This is a genomic window from Candidatus Limnocylindria bacterium (assembly GCA_036523395.1).
GTDB lineage: Bacteria > Chloroflexota > Limnocylindria > P2-11E > P2-11E > CF-39.
In genome coordinates this window covers 40,991-62,049 of the sequence record DATDEH010000083.1, presented here as the reverse complement: position 1 = coordinate 62,049, position 21,059 = coordinate 40,991, and the positions used below count along the sequence as shown (strand labels likewise).

Annotated in this window: 17 protein-coding genes and 1 pseudogene; 8 read left to right on the top strand and 10 right to left on the bottom strand. The window is 64.8% G+C overall.

The window, feature by feature from the left end; translation table 11 throughout:
• Positions 1–64: 64 nt before the first annotated feature.
• The gene (locus VI056_10910; GenBank protein ID HEY6203540.1) at positions 65–1,036 is read right to left on the bottom strand and encodes a replication-relaxation family protein; all 972 of its coding nucleotides are present in this window, start codon (positions 1,034–1,036) and stop codon (positions 65–67) included.
• A 669-nt stretch (positions 1,037–1,705) separates the two neighbouring features.
• On the opposite strand from VI056_10910, the gene VI056_10905 reads away from it, so the two are divergent.
• The 3 genes from VI056_10905 to VI056_10895 all read left to right on the top strand — a co-directional run bounded on the left by VI056_10905 (position 1,706) and on the right by VI056_10895 (position 3,864).
• Positions 1,706–1,960, top strand: coding sequence for a LuxR C-terminal-related transcriptional regulator (locus VI056_10905; GenBank protein ID HEY6203539.1), 255 nt, complete (start codon positions 1,706–1,708; stop codon positions 1,958–1,960).
• A 751-nt stretch (positions 1,961–2,711) separates the two neighbouring features.
• Positions 2,712–3,290, top strand: a complete 579-nt coding sequence (locus VI056_10900; GenBank protein ID HEY6203538.1) for a MauE/DoxX family redox-associated membrane protein — start codon at positions 2,712–2,714, stop codon at positions 3,288–3,290.
• A complete protein-coding gene (locus VI056_10895) occupies positions 3,283–3,864 on the top strand; it encodes a hypothetical protein (GenBank protein HEY6203537.1) in 582 nt (193 codons plus the stop codon). The genes VI056_10900 and VI056_10895 overlap by 8 nt, the downstream gene beginning before the upstream one ends.
• A gap of 1,286 nt (positions 3,865–5,150) precedes the next feature.
• On the opposite strand, the gene VI056_10890 is transcribed toward VI056_10895, so the two are convergent.
• Positions 5,151–5,492: a hypothetical protein gene (locus VI056_10890; GenBank protein HEY6203536.1), complete on the bottom strand. Its 342-nt coding sequence runs from the start codon at positions 5,490–5,492 to the stop codon at positions 5,151–5,153.
• 803 nt (positions 5,493–6,295) lie between these two features.
• Here VI056_10890 and VI056_10885 point away from each other — a divergent pair.
• Both VI056_10885 and VI056_10880 read left to right on the top strand, forming a co-directional pair.
• Positions 6,296–7,444, top strand: coding sequence for a DUF2652 domain-containing protein (locus tag VI056_10885; protein HEY6203535.1), 1,149 nt, complete (start codon positions 6,296–6,298; stop codon positions 7,442–7,444).
• Positions 7,445–7,780: 336 nt separating this feature from the next.
• Positions 7,781–8,191, top strand: coding sequence for a hypothetical protein (locus VI056_10880; protein ID HEY6203534.1), 411 nt, complete (start codon positions 7,781–7,783; stop codon positions 8,189–8,191).
• A 90-nt stretch (positions 8,192–8,281) separates the two neighbouring features.
• Here the strand turns inward: VI056_10880 and VI056_10875 are convergent, their stop codons facing one another.
• Positions 8,282–9,307: an NAD(P)-dependent alcohol dehydrogenase gene (locus VI056_10875; protein ID HEY6203533.1), complete on the bottom strand. Its 1,026-nt coding sequence runs from the start codon at positions 9,305–9,307 to the stop codon at positions 8,282–8,284.
• A 98-nt stretch (positions 9,308–9,405) separates the two neighbouring features.
• Between VI056_10875 and VI056_10870 the strand changes: the two are divergent.
• A pseudogene (locus VI056_10870) lies at positions 9,406–9,507 on the top strand (alpha/beta hydrolase).
• Between the two features lie 445 nt (positions 9,508–9,952).
• Positions 9,953–10,834 (top strand): hypothetical protein, encoded by an 882-nt coding sequence (locus tag VI056_10865; protein HEY6203532.1) that lies wholly within the window; start codon positions 9,953–9,955, stop codon positions 10,832–10,834.
• Between the two features lie 69 nt (positions 10,835–10,903).
• On the opposite strand, the gene VI056_10860 is transcribed toward VI056_10865, so the two are convergent.
• From VI056_10860 to VI056_10830, 7 genes are all read right to left on the bottom strand, one after another.
• Positions 10,904–12,793, bottom strand: a complete 1,890-nt coding sequence (locus VI056_10860; GenBank protein ID HEY6203531.1) for a hypothetical protein — start codon at positions 12,791–12,793, stop codon at positions 10,904–10,906.
• Positions 12,786–13,673: a hypothetical protein gene (locus VI056_10855; protein HEY6203530.1), complete on the bottom strand. Its 888-nt coding sequence runs from the start codon at positions 13,671–13,673 to the stop codon at positions 12,786–12,788. The genes VI056_10860 and VI056_10855 overlap by 8 nt, the downstream gene beginning before the upstream one ends.
• Positions 13,674–13,983: 310 nt before the next feature.
• Complete coding sequence (locus VI056_10850) at positions 13,984–15,348, bottom strand: GH1 family beta-glucosidase (GenBank protein HEY6203529.1); 1,365 nt, start codon at positions 15,346–15,348, stop codon at positions 13,984–13,986.
• A 14-nt stretch (positions 15,349–15,362) separates the two neighbouring features.
• On the bottom strand, positions 15,363–16,445 hold the full coding sequence (locus tag VI056_10845) for a carbohydrate ABC transporter permease (GenBank protein ID HEY6203528.1): 1,083 nt from the start codon (positions 16,443–16,445) through the stop codon (positions 15,363–15,365).
• A complete protein-coding gene (locus tag VI056_10840; GenBank protein HEY6203527.1) occupies positions 16,442–17,344 on the bottom strand; it encodes a sugar ABC transporter permease in 903 nt (300 codons plus the stop codon). Before VI056_10840 ends, VI056_10845 begins: the two co-directional genes overlap by 4 nt.
• A gap of 88 nt (positions 17,345–17,432) precedes the next feature.
• Complete coding sequence (locus VI056_10835) at positions 17,433–18,914, bottom strand: hypothetical protein (GenBank protein ID HEY6203526.1); 1,482 nt, start codon at positions 18,912–18,914, stop codon at positions 17,433–17,435.
• Between the two features lie 60 nt (positions 18,915–18,974).
• Positions 18,975–20,045: a LacI family DNA-binding transcriptional regulator gene (locus tag VI056_10830; protein ID HEY6203525.1), complete on the bottom strand. Its 1,071-nt coding sequence runs from the start codon at positions 20,043–20,045 to the stop codon at positions 18,975–18,977.
• A gap of 149 nt (positions 20,046–20,194) precedes the next feature.
• Here VI056_10830 and VI056_10825 point away from each other — a divergent pair, with 149 nt between their 5' ends.
• Positions 20,195–21,058: a hypothetical protein gene (locus VI056_10825; protein ID HEY6203524.1), complete on the top strand. Its 864-nt coding sequence runs from the start codon at positions 20,195–20,197 to the stop codon at positions 21,056–21,058.
• The last annotated feature ends 1 nt before the right edge of the window (position 21,059 follow it).

The following is a 21,059-nucleotide window of genomic DNA, read 5'->3' as shown; positions in this document are numbered from 1 at the left end:
GACCGCGGCCGAGCGTATCACCGGCGACCGCCCACCGATGACTGATGGCGGATTGACCCACGTTTCACTCAGCACCGCTTGCCGCGGCAAGTTGCTCTGGAGTCGCGAACAGAGTCGACTCCTTTGTGCCGGCGACGCGCCAGCGCGCGCCGAGCACTCCGGGTTCGCCCAGAAGCGCATCGATCGAGCAGAACTTGAAGGCCATCCCGCCCGAAGACCAGGGGTGCGCGTTCAGCCTCGCGGTGGTCGCCTCCCAGAGCGACGCCGCCCGCGCCGCAGTCGGTGTGATCGTGAGCGTCATCGGCCAGCGCGACAGATGCGTGCGCCAGCCGCCGTCGTAGCGGGCCGAGATGTACCGGTCGATCTTGCCGGCGAAGAAGCGCGTCCCCTCGGTCCCGAGATCCACCTCGACGAAGGCATCGAGCAGCACCCGGCCCAAGCGATACACGAGTCGCGCGTCTGGCAGAAGCTTCTTGCTCCCGAGCTTCAGCCGGGTCTGCCAGTCGCACTCCCAGAGCTCCAGCTCGTGTCCGGAATTCCCGCGCGCCGCGCGGCGGAAGGCGAGCTCGACGTCGGCGGCCATGACGCTATGCGCGAGGAGGAACGGCGCGCGTCGCGCCGGCCGACGTGCCGGGAGATCGGGGTAGAAGGTGGCGGCGACGCGCAGCCCGGTCGTGGTCAGGAAATATCCAGGCAACGTGGAGCCGGCAACCGCGCCGCCGCTCTGGCGCGGCGTAGCAGCAACGAGGCCGTGGCGCTGGAGGCGTCCGAGGATCCGCCAGGTCACGACCTGCCGCGAGCGTGGCGTCAGCGTCGATTCCGCGAACAGGAAATCCTCGAGCTGAGGGCGGGTGAGGAAGCGGTGGAGCGCAACGAGGCGGACGACATCGGTCTCGCGGCGGCTCGCGGTGATTATGGATTCTTCTCGAACGCGAGGAAGGAACTTTCGGATGAGAAGAAACTCAGGCCATACGGTTTGCGTCCGGTCTCGGACGAATCGGACGAAAGCGCCGGTCGGATTGTTGGCCGAGACCAAGGCCTGCCCAACAGCGTCACCAACAGGGCCAGAACGCCAAAGCGACTAACGAGAAATGTCCGAGGCACCCCCGCGTTGTACCGGAGTAGTCCATGGGTCACCGTGGCGCACTTCACATCGAAAATGTGACCAGGACTCGCGGGCTGGCGGCAAGCCACTGGAATCTGTCCCGGGTCGCATTTACGTGCCTGGGCTCTTTGGCGGAGTGCCTCATTGGTCGACTCGCTATGCCGATCAGCGCCGCCTGCGAAGGATCAACGAGATGAGTTCCGCGCGACTGTCCACGGAGTAGCGCGCGAGTAGCCGTGACACGTGGTACTTGACGCCACGTTCGGTGATCCCAAGTCGGACTGCGATTTGCTTGTTGGTCGCGCCCCGCAACAGCAGATCGAGCACTTCCTGCTGCTGAGGCGTCGGCTGTCTGCGCGACGACTGCCCAGGCATTTGACCAAAGGTACAGTTGCCTGACCTGCCAGTCAGTAGGACTATCCGCTACCTGAGCGCGGACGAAAGGGTGAGCCCGGCGCCACCCGTCGCTGAGTTGCCCGAGCGTCATACGAGACTCGGAGGAAGTCACATTTCGTGGTCAAACCGAAGCCTTCGACCTCCGTCGCGGCGGCGAGAGCTGAGGACGATCGAGACGACCGCCCAAAACGCCGCATCCGGCAAATGACGAACGCGCAGACCGCAATCGTCCAACTCCTCGCCGACGGTTCGACCGACAAGGAGATTGCGTATCGGGTCGGCACCTCGTATCGCACCGTGCGCACTCACCTTGAGCGCCTTTATGACCGCTATCACGTGCACTGTCGCGCTGCGCTCGTCGCGCAGGTTCTTCAGGACCCTGAATGGCTGGATCGTCTTGAGAAGTCCGACGGCGGCGACCGCCCACCGTCCAAAGGACATCGGCCTGGCCGGGACTAACACTCTTCCGGGCTCGCGGATCGGCAAGCCGACCTCCAACTGTCTCGGCGGTCAGTCCTGCGGGGGCTCGGATCCATTCGCATGGCGTCGGTAGAACTGCCGACTTTGACGAGGCCCCCCGCGTCACTACGTTTGGTAGCGACTTCTTCGGCGCAGCGGCCACGATCGGATGCCCCTCTCGTCGGGGAATAGTCGAAAGCGAGGGATGCCCTATGAATGACGTTCCGCTTACCCGCCGCCGTCTTCTGACTGCCGCCGGTGTCGTCGTAGGCATGACAAGTCTCGGCACCCTAAGTGTTGCCGGTGAAGCAGGACCTGTGAAACCAAGCGTAAACGGCGTAATCGAGCAGCTCAATCAAAGCGTCATGCTTCTGCAGACAACCCAAGGTAGACAGCTCGTGCAAATACACGACGCAGCGTTCAACCGTGACGGCGCGGCGTCCTACAAAGCATTCATGCGAGGCGATGAGGTGGTCGCCGAACTTGAAGGAGACAGGCCGCCGTTGCGTGCGTCGCGAGTGGAGGCGCTCTATCGCCTGGTGTCAGGTCCGGTTGTGTCTGCCACTGCCGACATCATCGCGACGAGCGCTGGCTCGGCGAGAGTCCCTGCTGACTGTCGCTTCTACAACGGCACACGCACCGATCCAATATCAGTTCAGGCGATCTCGCCTGGTGACACCGTGACGATGGTCGTACGCGTTGACCCACGGGACGGGCCCGTGGCTCGCGAGATATTTCGGACCGCCTAGCCGTGAGCGGATTCGCCCTGATCGGCTCCGCTCTGTCCGCACTCGGTAGTGAGTGGGGCAGTGAGACCGGAGGCGTCGCCGCGTGCGTCATCGCCGTTGTATTGGGAGTCGCAGCAGTAGCGAAGATCCGCGAGCCCAGTCTGGCGGCTCGGGGAATCAGTTCGTTCGGCATCATCTCCGGTGTTCATCCGCGGATGGCCTTGGCGGTAGGAATCTTCGAGGCGAGCCTAGCCTTGGGCTTGATTGTCGAAAGCAGCCGTGCCTTTGCAATCGCGGTTGCCGCCTTGCTGCTCTGGCTGTACACGGGTCTGATCGGTCGACAACTCGCGCGCGGCAACCATGAGCCCTGCTTCTGCTTTGGAGAAGCTGATGAGGGCGTCTCGCGACGGACTCTCGCGCGCACGGGTGGACTGGCCTTGCTTGCGACTCTCGCGCTTGCGCTGGGCCCTCCGACGACATTGCACATCGTTGAGCAGCTACTGATCGCACTCGCATTGACGGCGTCAGCGTGGTTAGGTTCATCGATGCCCGGGCTTCTGCGACTCAGTCGGCACGAACATGGAGGGCCGTCACGTGTCTGAACTTGTGTCAATTGGGCTCGCGATTTGGACAGGAGTCCTGACGATCACGACGCTGACGCTGGTCCGCCAGATGGCGGTGTTCGCGGTGCGCTTGGAGGCGTCTGGGGCGGGCCGGCCAGCGGGGAACATAGATGGGCTGGAGATCGGACGGGCAGTGTCACCGGAAGTCATCGCAACAATCCCCGAGGCCGCCAAGGGTCCTGTTTACTTGCTGCTGACATCGGCGACCTGCAGTCCATGTCGCGAACTGGTGCCGCAACTGGCCAAGGCGCGCGAAGTTCCACGCACGGTGGCCTTAGTTCCGGGAAGATCGGAGCTGGCAGCCACGCTCGTCGAGCAGTTTCCGGCCTGGATCCAGACCGTGGTCGACCCCGTAGCCTCGTCGCTCGCCAAGGCGCTGGAACTCCAGCGGACACCCTTCCTACTTGAGATTGAAAGCGGCCATGTAACCGCGAAGTCGTACATGCACACGGTCCGAGATTTCGAGGTGATCGTGCGAGCGCGGAGCGACGGAAGACGTCGCCTACCGAGTCCACTAAGGGAGGCATTGGAAGATGTCCATGCAACTCGTTGATATCGGCGATCCCACAGACCCAGCTCTTGAGAGGGTGCGGTTCGGCCGCAGTCGGGCCCTCGCTCTGCTGGGCGGACTGCTGTTCAGCGCCGCGCTTAGGGTGACTGCGCCAGACCTTGCCAGCGCGAATCACGTGAGTTCGTACCCGTGCTTCGGCTACAAACTGTGTCACAACTGTAGCGGCACGCAGTGCATTGACACCTGTGGAACGCCGTGTACCGATGGCTATCTCGGTTGTCCGAACGGTACACAGTGCTGGTACACGTGCTACTGCCGCGCGGAGTACCTGTGCTGTGACTGGGTCGACAACTGCGCTGGATACACCTGCATCTGCCGGGCCTACATCGGACCGTGCGGCGGTTCATGCTGACTCTGAGAGTGCTTCTCCTAGTTGCGCTCACTGCCGTGGGCCTCGCAATAGGACTCGCACTTCGTTCCGGTGACGCCGACGTAGTCTGGCTCTGGGTCGGCTCCGCATCCCTCGTCGCGGTCCTGCAACAGACCCTGCCCTGAGGTGTCAACGCGGTCTTCGGGATCGCGTGTTCCGACGTGCTTCGGAACAGAAGGAGTCATGCGAGGCGTGGCCTTGCGGTCCTGAGCTTCACGCTCAGTGCCGCAGCCGCCGCGGCTGCCGCTGGCGCTCTACTGGGTCTGCTTGGTAGTTACGTTGATGCCAGCGGGAGGACGATCCTTGCGAGCCTCGGTGCCATGCTGGCCGTTGCTCTCGGGGGCGCCGCGTGGTTTGGCCGGGGTCCGCAGTTGATGCAGTGTGATAGGGAGACACCACTGCGGTGGGTGAACACCAGCCCCATTCGATGGGGACTGCCCACGGGAGCAGTACTTGGCATCGGAGCGACGACCCGGATTGGATTCTGGTCCTGGTATCTGGTGCCAGCCGCCGCGTTCCTACTCGGGAACCCGGCTGTCGGTGCAATGGTATTTGGCGCGTACGGCGGTACGCGTGCCGTTGGCGGCGCGGCGCTCTTTCTGGCAAGCCTTATCGAATACCGACGAGGACGCGACTTTAACGAGGAGGCGCTATGGCTGATCCATCGGCAGCCGATGGCGCGGATCATCGGCGCAGGCCATCTTGTCCTTCTGGGGTCCGCTGCGCTCCTCGCCGTGGGCCTGTAGCTCGTCTGCAGAGCCCCGGTCGCACGCCTGCGGCGCGCTTCGTCTTTGGTCTTTTGCTTGCGTGCGTGCTCACGTTATCTTGTTCGATCCCAGATAGCGGTTCCCGACCCGCGAGCAACCTTCCCTGCACGAAGGCAGACGTGTCTGAACTATTAGGCTCTTTCGTTCGCGCCATTGACGCCGGTGACGGGCAAGCGATTACGGCAGCTCTTGCGACGGCCGTGATCTTTAGTGACGATCGGCGTCAGGTCGGCGGAGACTTTGCGGCACCGCGAGATCGCGATGCGATAGTGCGGTACTTCCTCGACCGCCGCGCTGCGGGCGAGCGCTTCGATCTCGCGCGGGGACAGGCCAACTCGAGCCGTGACTTTGAGTACGACCTGAGGGTTAGCGTGGCACAAGTCGGGACCCATTTCGCCGTCGGCAAGGGCGCCACAAACGACCCCGCCAACTGCTCTGACCAGCGGATTGCTGTGTGGAACATGGCTCGGCATCGGTGAGGACTGAGGCGCCAAACATCGACGTCAGCCACCTGACGTCGTCTTCAGGCAGCCGGGACCTAGAGCACGAATACCCCGGGAACCACAGCGGAAAGGCATTTCCCGCGTGCTTGAACCTGCGGTACTCGTGTGCAGAGAAGTGATGACGGATGGACTTCCCGCGACAGTCACGGGCACTCGGCGTGGGCCGAATTTCTACGCAAGGACGGCAGTCATCCTGGTATTCGTCGTCGGCCGTTTCGCATGGCAAGCGAGGGCGGAGCATCAGCAGCACGGTGGATCACCTGGCGCTCATCACAGCAACGTGAAATCGCTGGCTGCGCGACGAGTTGGTGCATCGCCGCCGAGGCGACAACAACGCGTTCATCGACGTTGTCGCGTGCAGTTACCCGCAGAGGTCTGCGCACCCGAATTGGTCAGCCGGGAGCGCGACTTTCTCGATTTCCGAATGTTCTCGCGAGCTTGAGCGACAAATGCGCGACATGTCTGCAAAACCTTCATCGCGGGTTCGATTCCCGCCGTCGCCTCAGATTCGGAACAAATCGCGATGTCGCGAGGTCGTATGGCAGAGGTCGATCAGACCTCTGCCGCGCGACCAGCTCGCGCCACGCGGATTTCATTGGCGTTTGGCGCGGGCGGCGCAGAAGTCCGCCGGCGAAACGCAGAAGCCTGCGGGACAGAGGTCTTCCTGGCTGCGACTGCAGTGTGGCATCAGCGATACACCAGCGTCAGACAAGTCATGCGTGTCGACGAGGATTCACAGGTGCAGTGAGCGGCCCGCGCCGATAATCGTTGGGATGACAGTGGACCACGGACTGATCGTCCTCGGCGATGTCTCCGGATACACCGAGTTCATCGCGACCACCGAGCTCGAGCACTCACGGGAGATCCTCGCCGAACTCCTCGGGACGCTCTGCGAGTGCGCACCCGGGAATCTCAGGGTTGCGCAGCTGGAGGGGGATGCCGTCTTCTGGCTGTCCGACGAGCACGGTGCAGGCCTAGCAGAGTGTTTGAAAGAGAAGTTCGTCGAGTTCCACCGACGTCTGCGCTTCATGACCCTGGCGACGACCTGTCTCTGCCGAGCGTGCGCCTCCGTGGGTTCGTTGACCCTCAAGTTCGTCGTCCATCGTGGCGAGTACGTCCAACAGCGTGTCGGCGGGAGCGATCACTTCGTCGGGAGCGACATCGTCCTGGCGCACCGGCTGCTGAAGAACAAGGTGCCATCTCACGAGTACATCCTGCTCACCGAGGCGGCGCTCGCAGCTGTGGCCGCGGAGGGATCGGTGGCTCATGAGGAGCGGGTCGAGCATCTCGGGGCGGTCCGCTGCGCCTACATCGAGCTCACCAGCCTCCGCGCTCGCGCCCTGGCGGAGCGCACGGAACATCTCGGGCGGCGTGAAGCGCAGGTGTGTTTCGAGCGCTCTTTCCCTATGTCGCCGGAACGAATCCGCCGCGTGATGCGGGACGAGTCCCTCCACGGCATTGGCGAGCATTTCGAGCTTCTTGAGGATCCGCAGGGGCTAGAGGACGAGGCCGATCGCAGCAACGCGCGCACGCCCTTCGTGCCTCGTACCGGCATGAAGCACGTGCTCGCGCAGAGGGGAGCCCGAGGCACGGCACTCGGCCAGGAGACGCACTGCCATCACCGCGCGGACGGGGCGCGAGGGAGTGTCCTGCGCGTGATCCGTTCCGAGCGCGATCCAAACCAAAGCCGCACAACCATGCATGTCCTCGGCGATACAGAGAATTTCTACGTAACGCAGATCCTGTCGGCGACGCCGAGTGGGTGTCTCCTTGAGCTTCGCTATGCCTGGGAACCGCTCGGCGATCCAACCGTCCGCGTGCCGGAATGGCTCGCCGAGTTCGTCCAGGAGCAACTGGATCAGCTCGCTGCTGTAGCGGCCCCCAGCCGCACAAGCGAGGGCACTCGCTTCGAAGGGCAATAGCACTCGAGACGGTGCTCTTAGTCGAATTAACGGCCCGCTACTACAAAGTGGCTCGCAACGGTCGCCTACTTCATCGTCGACGCCATCGTGACCGCGCTGATCATCTACACAAACGACAGAAGTCTGTGGAGTAAGAGTTGGGTCAGCCAGGAGCGCTATCTGCAATATTGCTAAGGAATTCGCGAGTCGGTTCCAAAATTCAGCGAGAAGTCTGCAAAACCTTCATCGCGGGTTCGATTCCCGCCGTCGCCTCAGTTCCGTGCAAATCGCGAGGGTCCGAGGTCCAAAGACAGAGGTACGTTTGACCTCTGTCGCGCGATTGGATCGCGCAACTTCGTGAAGGAGGACGCAGCGAAGGGGCCGCCGCGGCGCGAACAGGCCGCTGGGTTCCTGCGCGTCAAGATGTGGGGCATCGACGCAGACGAGCCGCACCGCGACGCGCTTGCCTCCGGCGACCTGATCCTCATCTACCTGGGCGCACCCGAGCGGGAGTTCATCGGCTGCGCTGAGCTTGCCTCAGCGGTCCATGTTTGGACGCCGTCCGAGGCACAGATGTGCCCCGGCGATTCCCGTAGCGGAGTGTTGCTGGCTCAGGTCGAGGAATGGGACCCGCCGGTACCGATGAATACCGTGCTGTCGCACATCGACCCGGCAGGGAATGCCAGGGCCGACTTCCAAGCGGGCGTCGTCCGGATCACGGCTAACGAATATGAGACCGCCCTCGCCGTGGCGGCTGGACATCCTTGACCTTCGCCCACGGCGGGGCGCTGACTCTCGATCACGAGCCGCTGTCCGATCTATGGTCGGGTTGTTCGATCCCCGCGGTCGCCGCAGAGCCTACGCGGTGATCACGACTTTTGCTCGAGCCTGACCGGTGCCGACGTAGCGCACCGCCTCGCGTGCCTCGGAGAGCGGATAGGTCCGATCGATCGCCGGTCGCAGCTGGCCGGACTCGATCAGGTCTCTGATGTACACGAGATCCTCAGGGACGGTCTGCGCGACGTAGAACTTCACGCGCTGGCCTAGCAACCGCGAGCGCACCATCACACTGATGATCCGCCCGAAGAGCCCGATCCAACCGCCGTTCTTCGCCGCGCCGACCTGGACGAACATGCCGTTCGGCACCAGAACGCGCCGGAGATCGGAAATTGACCGCGTCGCCGCGATGTCGAGTACCGCGTCGTAGCGCTCGGGACGGCGCGTGAAGTCCTCTTTGGTGTAGTCGATGACCTCGTCCGCGCCCAGCGACCTGGTGATGTCGATGTTCCGCGGACCTGTCACTGCTGTGACGTGCGCGCCCAGCGCCTTCGCGATCTGCACCGCGAACGTGCCGACGCCGCCGCCCGCGCCGTGGATGAGCACGCGTTGCCCCGGCTTGACCTGGGCGTGGTCGCGAAGACCTTGGAGTGCGGTGCGCCCGGCGACGTTGATGGTCGCGGCCTGCTCGAACGACAGATCGCGCGGCTTCAGCAGCAGGCGATCCTCGCGCGCTCGCACGTATTCCGCGAAGCAAGCAGGCGCGCCGCCAAAGACCTCGTCGCCAGGCTTGAACTGGGTGACGCCAGGACCAACGGCTTCGACGACGCCGGCGAGATCCACACCTCGGACCGGTTCGTCTTTCTGCCGCATCAGCTTCGAGACGATCTCAAGAAGTAGTCCACCGTGTGTGCTGTGCCAGTCGAGAGCGTTCACCGACGCGCCGCGCATGCGCACCAGCACGCGGCCCTCCATCAGCTCGGGCCGCGGGATGTTCCGCAGATGCAGGCAGTCCGCCGACCCGTACCCCTCCTGCACGAGCGCCTTCATCGTCACGCCTCGTTCTTCCGCCTCGTCAGTTTTCTCGCTCACTCCCAGGGCACTCATCTTTCCGACTCCTTTCGCTCGGGGCCAGCGTGAACTCCACTTGTGAAGCAGTCATGAACGGCGAGTTCGTCGGGAAATGTCGCGGCATCGTCACTAGGGGCTTCTCCCTTGGTGGCGGCGTCGCTCCCCATACAGCCATCCGGCACCCGGAAGCTGTGGGCAAGCTCGTCATCGTGTCGACGCCGATCCGGCGCGATGCGGGTCGATGAAGCTCGACTTCGACTTCTCCAAACGTGGGTCCTTTCAAGACGGTCGATGGCGGCCTGAACTGGACGCCACTCGGCACGCCTTCGAGCTTCCCGATCGTCGCGATCTGGCAGCTCGACCTTGACCCCTCGCACCGGCTTCTGGCCGCAGGCACGCACGGCAGGGGTGCTTTCAGCATCCAAGACGCGGCCACGGTCCCCGCTCTCGTTCTCTCGAAGGTCGACGCCGGTACGCCGGTCGGCCCCTCGAGCAACGTGACCTACACGCTCACCGTCAAGAACATCGGGAATGCCCCGGCCACGGGTGTGACCATCACGAACCCCTACCCGCGAATACGACCTTCGTCTCCGCGGATAGCGGGGGTACCTACGCAACTGGAACCGTTACCTGGACAGGCCTGTCCATTGCTGCGGGCAGCTGCCTTCGGTTCATTTCACCGTGAGCATCGCCGACGCCATCAAGAACAAGGTGAAGTCCATCGTCAATGACGGCGTGACCGTGACCTCGACGCAAGGTCCATACACGACGGGCTCGCCGTTCATCACGCCGATCGCACCGCCGTACGCGGTGTCGGTCACGCCAGCGACACAGACAGACGGTGGAAAGGTCGGCACGAGCGTGTCGTACAACGTCACCGTCAAGAACCTCGGCTTCAACAGCGACGGCTACACAATGTCAGCGACCAGCGCGTGGACCGCCACCTTGTTTGACTCGACCTGCACCACGGCGCAGACAACGACACCGGTCATCGCGGCCGGAGGAAGCGTCTGGGATCTGAAGACCGACGCGAACCTGCCGCAGAACTACATGAAGGCGTTCCGGACCATCGTGTGGTTCACGGGCAACTCGTATCCGGGTCCGATCCTGCCGTACGAGGCGAGGCTCGAGGCGTACCTCGACAACGGCGGACGGCTCTTCCTCAACGGCCAAGACCTACTCGACCAGGCTGCGGGGACGACCACATTCGTCCGCGACTACCTGCACGTGACCTGGGACGGCACTGAGACTCAGAACGACAAGCCAACGACACAGGTCCACGGCGTAGCGACGAGCCCGGTGACGGGGACGACGCAGCCGCCCGCGGTCGGCGCGGTCACGCTGAACCACTCGGTGCTCGGCCTACCACCATTCGAGGACCGGATCACGCCCAACGGCGGAGCGGTGGCGGCATTCACCGACGACACCGGTGCGCCCGACGCGCTCTCCTTCAGCAACGCTACGTACAAGGTCGTCTTCATGGCATTCGCATTCGAGGAGTACGGTGTCGCTGCGGACCAGAGCGATCTCCTGAAGCGGGTGATCAGCTTCTTCGGACCGTAATCCGAAACGTGTTCACGCAGAGCGAGCGTCGGGGCCGGCAGCGATGCCGGCCCCGACAGCCTCTTTGGGCTAGGCCTGTGCCTGTATCGCCGCGATCTTCGCCGTGAGCTCCTGCTCCAGGCGTTCGAAGTCCGCCTGCGCTGCGGCGAGGTCTTCCTTCGCGGCCTTCACGTCCTGCTCCTGCTGCATCGCGCGCTGCGCGCCGCGCGCAGCAGTCGTGGCGCGGCCCAGCGATGTTCGGGTGATCTTGCGCCCCAGCAGGGCGTCGAGGATCGTCGCGCCGGCGGAGATCGCGGTCTGGGCCTTCGCTCCGCTGGCCTGTCCCTCCTCGCGCTGCACGACCTGCTCGGCGTTGCGCACTTTCTCCTCGAGCCTGTGCAGCTTTGGCGCGTACTCCGCGCGTAGCTTCTCGACCGCCGCGTCTCGCTGCTCGCGTGCCTTCTGATCGGACTCAGCGACTGCGTCGCTCGCCGAGCCGGCGGTCCCGGTCGGCGCGCGGGTTGTCGCTGCCACCGCGGGTCGCTTCCCGTCCATGAGCTTCTTGATCTGATCGCGCGTGAGCGGCCCGCGCAGGTAGCTCATCGCCCAGCGTGACTCGAAAACGACCGGCGCGTCCTCGTGCACGTTGTTCATGAGGAAGATGCGCTGCGAGAGCCCCGACAGCATCGCGTCGAGCTTGCCCTTGTCGAACTCCGAGTGCGCCGCTGCCGAGGCGCTCTCGAGGCCCTCGAGCACGCGGGCCTTGTCGCGTTCGGTCTGGAGGCGGCCCAGGAGCCACGTCCCGGTGTTCGCGAGGCCCTTGTAATCGAGATCGACCGGGTTCTGCGTGGTGAGCATGATGCCGAGGCCGAACGCGCGCGCCTGCTTCAGGAGAGTGAGGAGCGGCCGTTTGGAGGGCGGCTCCGCAACCGGCGGGAAGAACCCGAAGATCTCGTCCATGTAGAGGATCGCGCGCAGGCTCGTGGTGCCTGACTGAGCGCGTGTCCAGTCGAGGATCTGGTTCAGCAACAGCGAGACGAAGAACATCCGCTCCGCGTCGGATAGATGTGCGATCGAGACGATCGCGACGCGGGGCTTGCCGCTCTCGGACCGCAGCAGCTGTCCGACATCGAGCGGCACGCCCTCGAGCCAGGCGTTGAAGCCGGGTGAGGCGAGCAGGTTGTTCATCTTCACGGCGAGCTGCGCGCGGTCCTTTGCCGGATAGAAGGACTCGAGGTCCAGCGCACCGACCTGCGTCATGGGCGGCTTCTGGATCTGTCCGATGAGCGCTTTCAGGTCCAGGTCTTCGCCCGCGCTCCACGCGCGTGTGAAGAGGTTCGCGAGGAGGATGTGCTCGCGGCTCTGGATCGGGTCGGCTTCGATGCCAAGCAGGCCGAGCAGGCTGCTCGCCGCCGTCGTCACGCGGTCTCGCAGGAGCTCGCTGTCGTCGCGCACGCCTTGCGGCGGCGCCGCGAACGACGCGACGATCGAGATGGGGATGCCGGCGCTCGAGCCGGGGGTGTAGATCGCGAAGTCGGCCGCCTCCTTCAGGCGCCGGATGCGGTCGCCGTCCTCGCCCCACCCGGCGAGGCCGTCTTTCCAGAGCTTCGCCTGCTGCGCCGCGTAGTCGTCGGGCGAGAGCGACTTCGCCCGCGCATCGTCCTCGTTGATCCACGGCCGGAAGTCTTCGGGCCGCAGCTGCGGGAACGTGAGCATGAGATTCGTGAGGTCGCCCTTCGGATCGATCGCTATCGCCGGCACGCCGTCGAGAGCGGCTTCCTCGAGCAGCGCGATGCACAGGCCGGTCTTGCCGCTGCCGGTCATTCCGACACAGACGGCGTGCGTCACCAGGTCCTTGGAGTCGTAGAGGATGAGGCCGGGCTGGGCCGCTTTCTTCGCGGGGTCGTATGGCCGCCCCAGATAGAAGACGCCGAGCTTCTCGAACTGCTCCGCCGCGGGCGGACCCTTCACGTCAGGCATGTCCAACCTCCGTCTTCGATGTCTGTGTCCGCTCCGGCGCGGCGCGCAGCCGTGCAAGAGCCTCGCCGGACGCGACGCGTGCGGGCTTCGGCGCGATGGCCTGCTCGACATAGGGAGTCTCTTTGCGGAGCGTACGCAGGATCCACAGGAACGCCAGCGCCGCGATCGCGCCCTGGACGATCCAGACGAGCTCGATGGGGATCGACACGCCGAACGTGCCGCCCACTCGATCGGCCGTGAACGGAAGGCCGAACCAGTAGTACAGGCCCAGCGCCGCCGCGGCGTAGACGGTGGTGATCCTGACCGCGGTGACCTTCAGGAAGACCGTGAGGCCGTAGAAGAGGCCGGCGCTCAAGAGCAGGACGCTCGCGAACTGCGCGTAGATCGCAAGCGCGGGCCGCGTCACGGAAGCGTCGACGGTGTACAACGCGATGATGAGTCCTGGGAACACCGCCGCGAAGAATTTCCGGTGGCCGCTGCGGTGCGGATCGGTGTCATAGAGGTCGGCCATGTGCGCCGCGGCTGGATTGAAGTCGTAGCAGTTCTTCACACAGCCGACGCACGGTCGGCAATGCGCATTGCGCACGGTGAGGAACGGCGTCTGTCCATAGAGACGCTGTACAGGTAGCAGCGGGCACATCGTCCTGAACCAGCCGCTCTTGCCTTTCAGGAGAACGCCACCGGCGAACGCCGCTGCCAGGTACACGATGATCAGCAGACCAAGAGCGGGGCCGCTGTCGTCGAAGACGATCTTGCGAGCGGGAACGATCACGAGAAACAACGCGACTCCGATCACATATCCATACTCCCGGAACCACTTCGGCATCGTCAACGCGCATGTGAAGTCAAAGCGGCGGGGCGTCTGGTTCAGTGTCGCCATCGGGTACACGTTGCGCCAGCGACCCGGCGCGAGGAAGGCGGATCTACGAAGAGCGCGACGACGACGGCTCCCGCCACGATCAATCCCACGATGCGTGCCGCCGACCAGACCCGGGGCGGCACGCGCTGGCGCATCCACGTCGTTCAACGAACGCGAGCAGCCTGTCCCACTGAGCAGGACTGCGCTCGGGCATGAAGACGAGCTCGTCAGGGCGTTCGTCGCCGGACGGCACGGGATACGGGAAGAAGGACGACGCGCCCATAGAGCCCTCCCTCATTGATGCCAGTCGCGAGGCGCCAGAGTCTAGGGTTTATCGCGCGGCCAGGAACTCCCGATACCAGCGCGCGCTCTCCTTATCGGTGCGCTGCTGCGTGGCGTAGTCGACGTAGACGATCCCGAATCGTTTCGTGTACCCGCTGTTCCACTCGAAGTTGTCCATCAGAGACCATACGAAGTAGCCCTCAAGCGGCACGCCGGAGGAGATCGACCGGGCCGCCTCCGCGAAGTGCTGCGCGAGGTAACGGGTACGGTCGGGATCGCTTACGCGGCCGTGCCGCGGGTGATCGTCGAAGGAGGCTCCGTTCTCAGTCACATAGATCGCACGAGGTCGATAGTCGCGTGCGACGCGCATCAGAATCTCTGAAAGACCCTCGGGGTAGACCTCCCAGCCCATCGTTGTATGCGCCGTGCCGCGCACCTGCACCTGCTCACTGGCAAGGAGCTCGGCCGGCGCGGCGCGCACGACCTGCCGCGAGTAGTAGTTGATACCCAGGAAGTCCAGGTCGCCGTCATAGTCGCGCATGTCGTTGACCAGTTGCGTGTCGATCAGCGCTCCGTACCACGCCACCATATCGCTCGGGTAGCCGCGCCCACCGAGCGCGTCCAGATACCAGCGGTTGAAGTAACCATCGACGCGGTGCGCCGCCGCGACATCCGCCTCGGCCCCGCTGGCGGGATGCACGGGAGCGAGGTTCAGCGATATACCAACGCGGGCGTCCCGGACCTCGGCCCGAAGCGCGACCGAGGCGGCGCGGTGCGCGAGGAGCACGTTGTGCGCAACGCGCAGCGCGAGCCGGGGATCGCGGAGCCCGGGCGCATGCCTGCCTTGCGCGTGCCCGACGAACGCAATCACCTCCGGCTCATTGACCGTGATCCAGTCGCGCACGCGGTCTCCCAGCCGGGCTCCCACCACATGGGCAAGCTCCGCGAAGCGTTCGATCGTCTCCGGCGCCGCCCAGCCGCCGGCCTCCTGCAGCGCCTGCGGGAGGTCCCAGTGATAGAGCGTCGCGAAGGGCCGGATGCCGCGCTCGAGGAGCGCATCGACGAGGCGGTCGTAGAAGTCGAGGCCTGCGGCGTTCACCCTTGAGCCGCTTGTCAAGACACGCGGCCACGAGATTGAGAAGCGATAGGCATCCACACCGAGCGCGGCCATGTGCGCGACATCTTCCCGGTAGCGGTGGTAGTGGTCGCATGCGACGTTGCCGGTCGAGCCGTCATCGACCGCGCCCGGCCGTCCACAGAAGACGTCCCAGATGGACGGCTCCTTGCCGTCTGCGTCATGGGCTCCTTCGATCTGGTACGCGCTCGTCGCGACGCCGAAAACGAAGGTGCGTGGGAACGCACGGGCCGCAGCGATCGGGTCGTCCACCCGCGCGACCGTGGCGACGATGCTCACTCGTTCCCGAGCCATCACTTCTCGACGCCCGTGATGACGATGCCGCGCATGAACGCTCGCTGCGCGAAGAAGAAGATCGCCACCGGCACGACGATGGACATGACCGCCGCGGCCTGGATGAGGGTCGGCTTTTGCGAGTAGAGCGCGTTGAACACAGCGATGCCCACGGAGAGCGGCTGCAGGTCGATGTTCCCCTGGAGGTAGATGAGCGGCTGGAAGAAGTCGTTCCACGCGAAGAAGAAATGAAAGAGGCCCACCGCGGTGAGCACCGGGATGGACTGTGGGACGATCACCGAAATGAGGACGCGGAACGGGCTGGCACCGTCCATCATCGCCGCCTCGTCCAGCTCGCGCGGGATCGTCACGAAGTACTGGCGCAGCAGGAAGACGTTGTAGGCGTTGGCGAAGAAGTGCGGTACGAGTAATGGCAGCCAGGTCCCGGTCCATCCCAGGGCCAGGAAGACGGCGAAGGTGGGGATGAGCGTGATCTGGAACGGAAGGATGATCGTCGCCAGAAGCAGCAGGAAGAGCCCGTTTTTGCCAGGAAAGCGGAAGCGACTGAAACCGTAAGCGACGACGGTGGACGACAGGAGCGTTCCCAGCGTGCTGATCATCGCGATCGCGAATGTGTTGAGGAGAAGGCGGCCAAAGTTGATCTGGTTCCAGACGGTGACGAAGTTCTCGAGCTCGAGACCGAACTGCCAGGCCTGCTCGAGCGTGCGCCAGCGGCCCTGCCACTCGATCGTGCCGCTCTCAGGATGCGCAGGATCCACGAACGTAGCGTCCTCTCGGCGTGGATCGACGAGCGCCCACTGGCGCACGCCGTCTGCGGTCGGAACGTTGTAGACCGCGTAGTCCTGCCCCTGCCAAGTGAATGTCGAGGGTTTCGCAGGGTAGAGCGGCGCACCCGTTTCCGACATCTGGGCGGCGTCCTTCAGGGCCGTCGCGGCCATGTAGCCGAGCGGCATCAGATACGCGCTCACGACCACAAGGCCGAGGAACGTGACGCTTGAGATCGCGGTCCACTTACGGAGGCGTCGGCCGAGGAGACCGCGCAGGCCGATGTGGGGAAGCTGTTGCGCGGCGGCGAGCGTCATCGGGCGGCACCCTCGAAGACCCACCGGCTCCGCGTGCGGAACAGGATCACCGTGAGCGCAAGCACGATCACGAAGAGCAGCCACGCGAGCGTAGCGGCGTAGCCCATGTCGTAGTAGCGCCAGCCCTCGCGGTAGAGGTTGAGGTTGAAGAAGAGGGTGGCGTTGTCTGGATCGCCGCGCCCGTTCGTCAGCACGTACGCCTGTGTGAAGTACTGGAACGTGCCGATGAGGGCGATGATGAGGTTGTAGAAGAAGACCGGCGACACCATCGGGAGCGTCACGTTGCGGAATTGCGCCCACTTGCCGGCGCCGTCGATCCGCGCAGCCTCGTAGAGCTCCGTCGGGATGCTCTGTAACCCGGCGAGGGCGATGAGCATCATGGTCCCCGTGCCCCAGACCGAGATCAGCGAGAGACCCGGGTAGACCCAGACCGTGCTGTTGAGCCAGTCAGGTCCCGCGATGCCGAATGCGCCGAGGACGTAGTTGACCCAGCCGGTGTGCAGGTTGAGGACACCTTGCCAGATGAGCGTTGTCGCGACGATCGGGATTTGCGTCGGCATGTAGAAGAGCGTGCGGAAGACGTTGCGACCGAGCAGCTTTGGGTTGTTCACGAGCATGGCCAGGCCGAGGGAGACCCCGAGGGTGAGCGGCAGCATCAGAGCCGCGAACTTGACAGTGACGGCGAGCGATTGGAGCACGAGCGGGTCGCTGAACATCCGTTGGTAGTTGGCGAAACCGACAGATTGGACCGCGTCGGGATAGCGCGGATCGAAGTTCGTGAGCGAAATGACGAACGATGCTCCCATCGGAAGGAGCGTGAAGACGAGGGCACCGAGGATCCACGGTGCGATGAAGGCAAAGCCCCAGAACGATTCGCGACGGGCGAGGGTGAGCATCATCGTCGAGACCCTTTCATATCAGCACCGTTCGTCGAGAGGCGGGTGGCGCCCGGCGGCCCGTGCGTACCGGGCGCCACCATACGATGACCTAGCTCCCGCCGAATGTCCCCTGAAGCGTCTTCACGAGGTCACCCAGCCTGGTGTCGATGTTGAGCGTCGCGTTGGTGAGCATGTCGGACTGCAAAGTCTTGATCGCCGCGTCCGACTTGAGGAAGTTGGGCATGTTGGCTTCGTGGTTGATCGACTCCGTGTAGCTGAGCATTGAAGAAGCGACCTGCCAGTCGATCTTCGTTGGATTCAGCTTCTGGAACTTCTTGTCGAGCGCGGTGAAGAACGCCTTGCGGTCGGCCACCTTAGCCGGCATCGCGCCGTAGGTCACGACGATGTCCGGTTGGGTCATGATGAAGTTCATCGCGAGGACTGCCGCATCCGCGTGCACGGTCGACGAGAGGATCCCCATCGTATCTGCGTGCAACTTTGCGGTGACCTTGCCGTCGAGGGATATCGGGGCGACGGCGATGTCCCAGTCCTTCACCGGGCTGGTGTTGTCGCCGGGGTAGACGCAGCACGTGTACCACGTGTGGACGAAGTCCATCGCGACCTTACCGGACTGGAACGTGTTTCCGCCGGCGAGGGCCGTGATGTAATCCTGCGTCGGTGCGGTGTGGTCCTTCCACAGTCGGTCGTAGTACCACTGGATAGCCTTCTTCCAGTTGCCCGGCCACTGCGCGGTCTTGCCGTCAGCCGCGACAGCACTTCCCGAGCCACCGATGACAGTCGCCCATCCCCTCGGGTCCGTCCACTGGAAGTCGAAGCCGAACTGCGTGATGTTCTTCGGGTCGAAACCCGCCTTCGTAGCGTCGTTGCCCTTGCTGTCGACCGTCAGGATCTTCGCGATTTGCGCGACGGTGTCCCAGTTCCAGTCGACCTGGCTGCCGTTCGGCATCGTGTACTTGTCGCCGACCTTGTGCGGCGGCTCTTTGAGGCCGGCCTCTTTGAAGAGGGCCTTGTTGTAGTACATGTAAGAGGGGTACACGGCGTATGGGATCCCGATCTGTTTGCCGTTCACGATGTAGGTGTCGACGAGGTTCTTCTCGATCCCGGTTGTGTCCAGGGTCTTGGCCTGAACGTACTTGGAGAGATCGAGCAGCTGATCGCCGAAACCGTTGAGCGCGCGGACTCCGATCGGTCCGATGATGTCCGGCGCGTTGCGCGTCGCGATCTGTGTGGCAAGCGTGTCGTACGCGGCGTCGTTCTGGTAGACCTCGAGAGCGAGCTTGATGCCCGCCTTCGTGCACGGCCCGTCCGCAGCGTTGCACTTCGCCACGGCGGCGCTCTCCGCGCCGAGCTGCTCGGGGTTGCCGCCCGTACCCAGGCCAACGAACCAGCGGACGAGGATCTTCCCGTCGGAGGTCAGCCCGCCAGCGCTCGAGGGCTGTGCCGTGACGAGGGCTCCGGTCGGTCTGGGCGTTGAGCTCGGCGCTGGCGCGGCGGCCTGCGTGCAGGCGCCTGCGATGAGAAGCGCCGCGAGGCCGAGCGCGATCCGTCTCCGCGAACTGTTCTGTTGCATCTGTTGCCTCCTCCCTTTCATATCAAGACCCCTGTCGATCATTCGATGCGTACAGTGGCATCACCCCCCACTCGAACCGCGCACGACGAGCTCTGTCGCGAGCACGACGCTTCGCGCTACCTGTCGTGGTGCGCCCCCAAGCTGCGCCAACATGGCTCGCGCCATCTCTCGTCCCATCTCCTCGATCGGCTGGCGCACGCTGGACAGGGGTGGATCCGACGACAGCGCAAGCGCGGAGTCGTCGTAACCAACCACCGCAACGTCCTGGGGCACACGCAGACCAGCTCGACGGATCGCGGACATCGCGCCAAGAGCCATCGTGTCGGAGGCGGCGAAGAGTGCGTCGAACCTGCCTCCCGCGGCGATGAACCGCTCGACGGTCTCGCGTGCGGCCGCCTGTTCGAAGTCTCCGGCGAGCTCGAGAGTGGGATCGGGCTCGATACCCGCTTCTGCGAGCGCGCTCCGATAGCCCGCAAGGCGATCCTTAGCTGGAGCCATGTCGAGAGGACCCGTCACGGTGACGATGTGCCGACGTCCGAGCGCGATGAGGTGGCGGACCGCCTGGAGCGCTCCCTGGACGTTGTCCACATCGACGACGTCGACACCGATACCGCGGGACGGCCGCCCGCCAACGACGACGGGGATGCCGCGCTCAGCCAGGAGCGTCGGAAGGGGGTCCGCGCCGTGGAGTGACACGAGCATGGCGCCGTCGAGGTGGCCCGATACGAGGTAGCGGCCCAGCTGCTCTTCGTCGTGCGCCGATTGGGGTGTGAGCAGGACGAGGACCTGGTCGGCCTCGCTGAGCACGGCGTTGATCCCCCGGATCAGCCGAGGGAAGAACGGATCACCGAAAAGCTTGGTCGTGGGCTCCGGGATGACGAGGCCCACCGATTCGGTCCGCCTTGTGACGAGGCTGCGTGCCGCGCGATTCGGGACATAGCCGAGCCTCTGGATCGCCTTTTCGACGACTTTTCGCGTCGCCGGTGTGACACGGCTGCTCCCGTTCACGACGCGTGACACCGTTGCTCGGGAAACGCCCGCCGCGAGGGCGACGGCCTCGAGCGTCTTAGCGTCGGCCCTCCTGCGGCCGTCCGCGCGCCCAGAAGCCCCATTTGGTGAGAGCGCTCTCATAGAGAACCGGCAATGTAGAGGCCTCGGCCTGGGCTGTCAATGGCCGTGAGGCGTGAAGTGCGGCAAACGCTCCCACGGACCGGCGGAGCGTCGTAACTGGCACTGCCGCGACCGCTGGTCGCTACGGGCGAGCCCTAGAGTCTGGCGCAGTGCGCAGGCTCATCGCGATCCTCGGCTTGCTCGTGCTCGGACTCTCGCTCCTCACCGCGCCCGCCGCTGCGGCAACAGCTGTTGCTTCGAAGCTGCAGCTGCGTGGCCACCTGCCCGAGCTCGGCGAGCGGCCTGCGATGCGCGTGTTCCAGACACAGGCGGCGTACGACAGCTTCCGGACGAGCCTCGGCGAGGCGAATGTGTTCCCGGCGTCGTCGAATATGTTCATGAGCTTCGACAAGGACATCCTCGCCCTCTACACGCGGGGCAACGACGCGGGCGGCCGCTGCCTCCGCACCGGGCCGAGCGCGACGCTCGACGGGGACACGACCACGCTCGACCTGCTATTCGAGTCGGGCACGTGCGGCGCGCCGAGCAGCGCGCGCTACCCGTTCATCCTTGTGTCGCTCTCGCGCACCGCGGCCGACGGTAGCTCGTGGGTCACGCCGGCGCGATCGGTGTGCGCGTCGGCGCCGGGCGTGAGCGATTCACGCGCCTGCGCATCTGTCGGCACGAGCGCCACTTCACCGTCGCCCGCGCCGACCGCGGCTTCCGCGAGCCCGACCGCAGCAACTACGGCAGTGCCGACGATCGCCGCGAGCCCGACCGCATCACGCAGCGCCGCGCCGACGACCGCCGCGCCCACCACCGCGGCGCCGACGGTCAGTACGACGGCCGGGCCGACGCGATCAGTGGTGGCCGCCGCGAGCCCCTCCGCCGCGAGCGGGTCAGGTGCGCCGGCGGCAGGAAATGGCAATTCGGACTTCCTCGTGACCGCCGGGCTGATCGGACTCGGCGTGCTCATCGGCATCGTGATCATGGCCGCGCGCAGGCCGCGCCGGTCGATACGCCGGATCCCCTAGG

Excerpts from the sequence above, each read along its gene's own strand:
- VI056_10905 (HEY6203539.1), top strand. The coding sequence starts at position 1,706 with ATGACGAACGCGCAGACCGCAATCGTCCAACTCCTCGCCGACGGTTCG.
- VI056_10890 (HEY6203536.1), bottom strand. The coding sequence starts at position 5,492 with ATGCCGAGCCATGTTCCACACAGCAATCCGCTGGTCAGAGCAGTTGGC.
- VI056_10885 (HEY6203535.1), top strand. The coding sequence starts at position 6,296 with ATGACAGTGGACCACGGACTGATCGTCCTCGGCGATGTCTCCGGATAC.
- VI056_10875 (HEY6203533.1), bottom strand. The coding sequence starts at position 9,307 with ATGAGTGCCCTGGGAGTGAGCGAGAAAACTGACGAGGCGGAAGAACGA.
- VI056_10860 (HEY6203531.1), bottom strand. The coding sequence starts at position 12,793 with ATGCCTGACGTGAAGGGTCCGCCCGCGGCGGAGCAGTTCGAGAAGCTC.
- VI056_10855 (HEY6203530.1), bottom strand. The coding sequence starts at position 13,673 with ATGGCGACACTGAACCAGACGCCCCGCCGCTTTGACTTCACATGCGCG.
- VI056_10845 (HEY6203528.1), bottom strand. The coding sequence starts at position 16,445 with ATGACGCTCGCCGCCGCGCAACAGCTTCCCCACATCGGCCTGCGCGGT.
- VI056_10840 (HEY6203527.1), bottom strand. The coding sequence starts at position 17,344 with ATGATGCTCACCCTCGCCCGTCGCGAATCGTTCTGGGGCTTTGCCTTC.
- VI056_10835 (HEY6203526.1), bottom strand. The coding sequence starts at position 18,914 with ATGCAACAGAACAGTTCGCGGAGACGGATCGCGCTCGGCCTCGCGGCG.
- VI056_10830 (HEY6203525.1), bottom strand. The coding sequence starts at position 20,045 with ATGAGAGCGCTCTCACCAAATGGGGCTTCTGGGCGCGCGGACGGCCGC.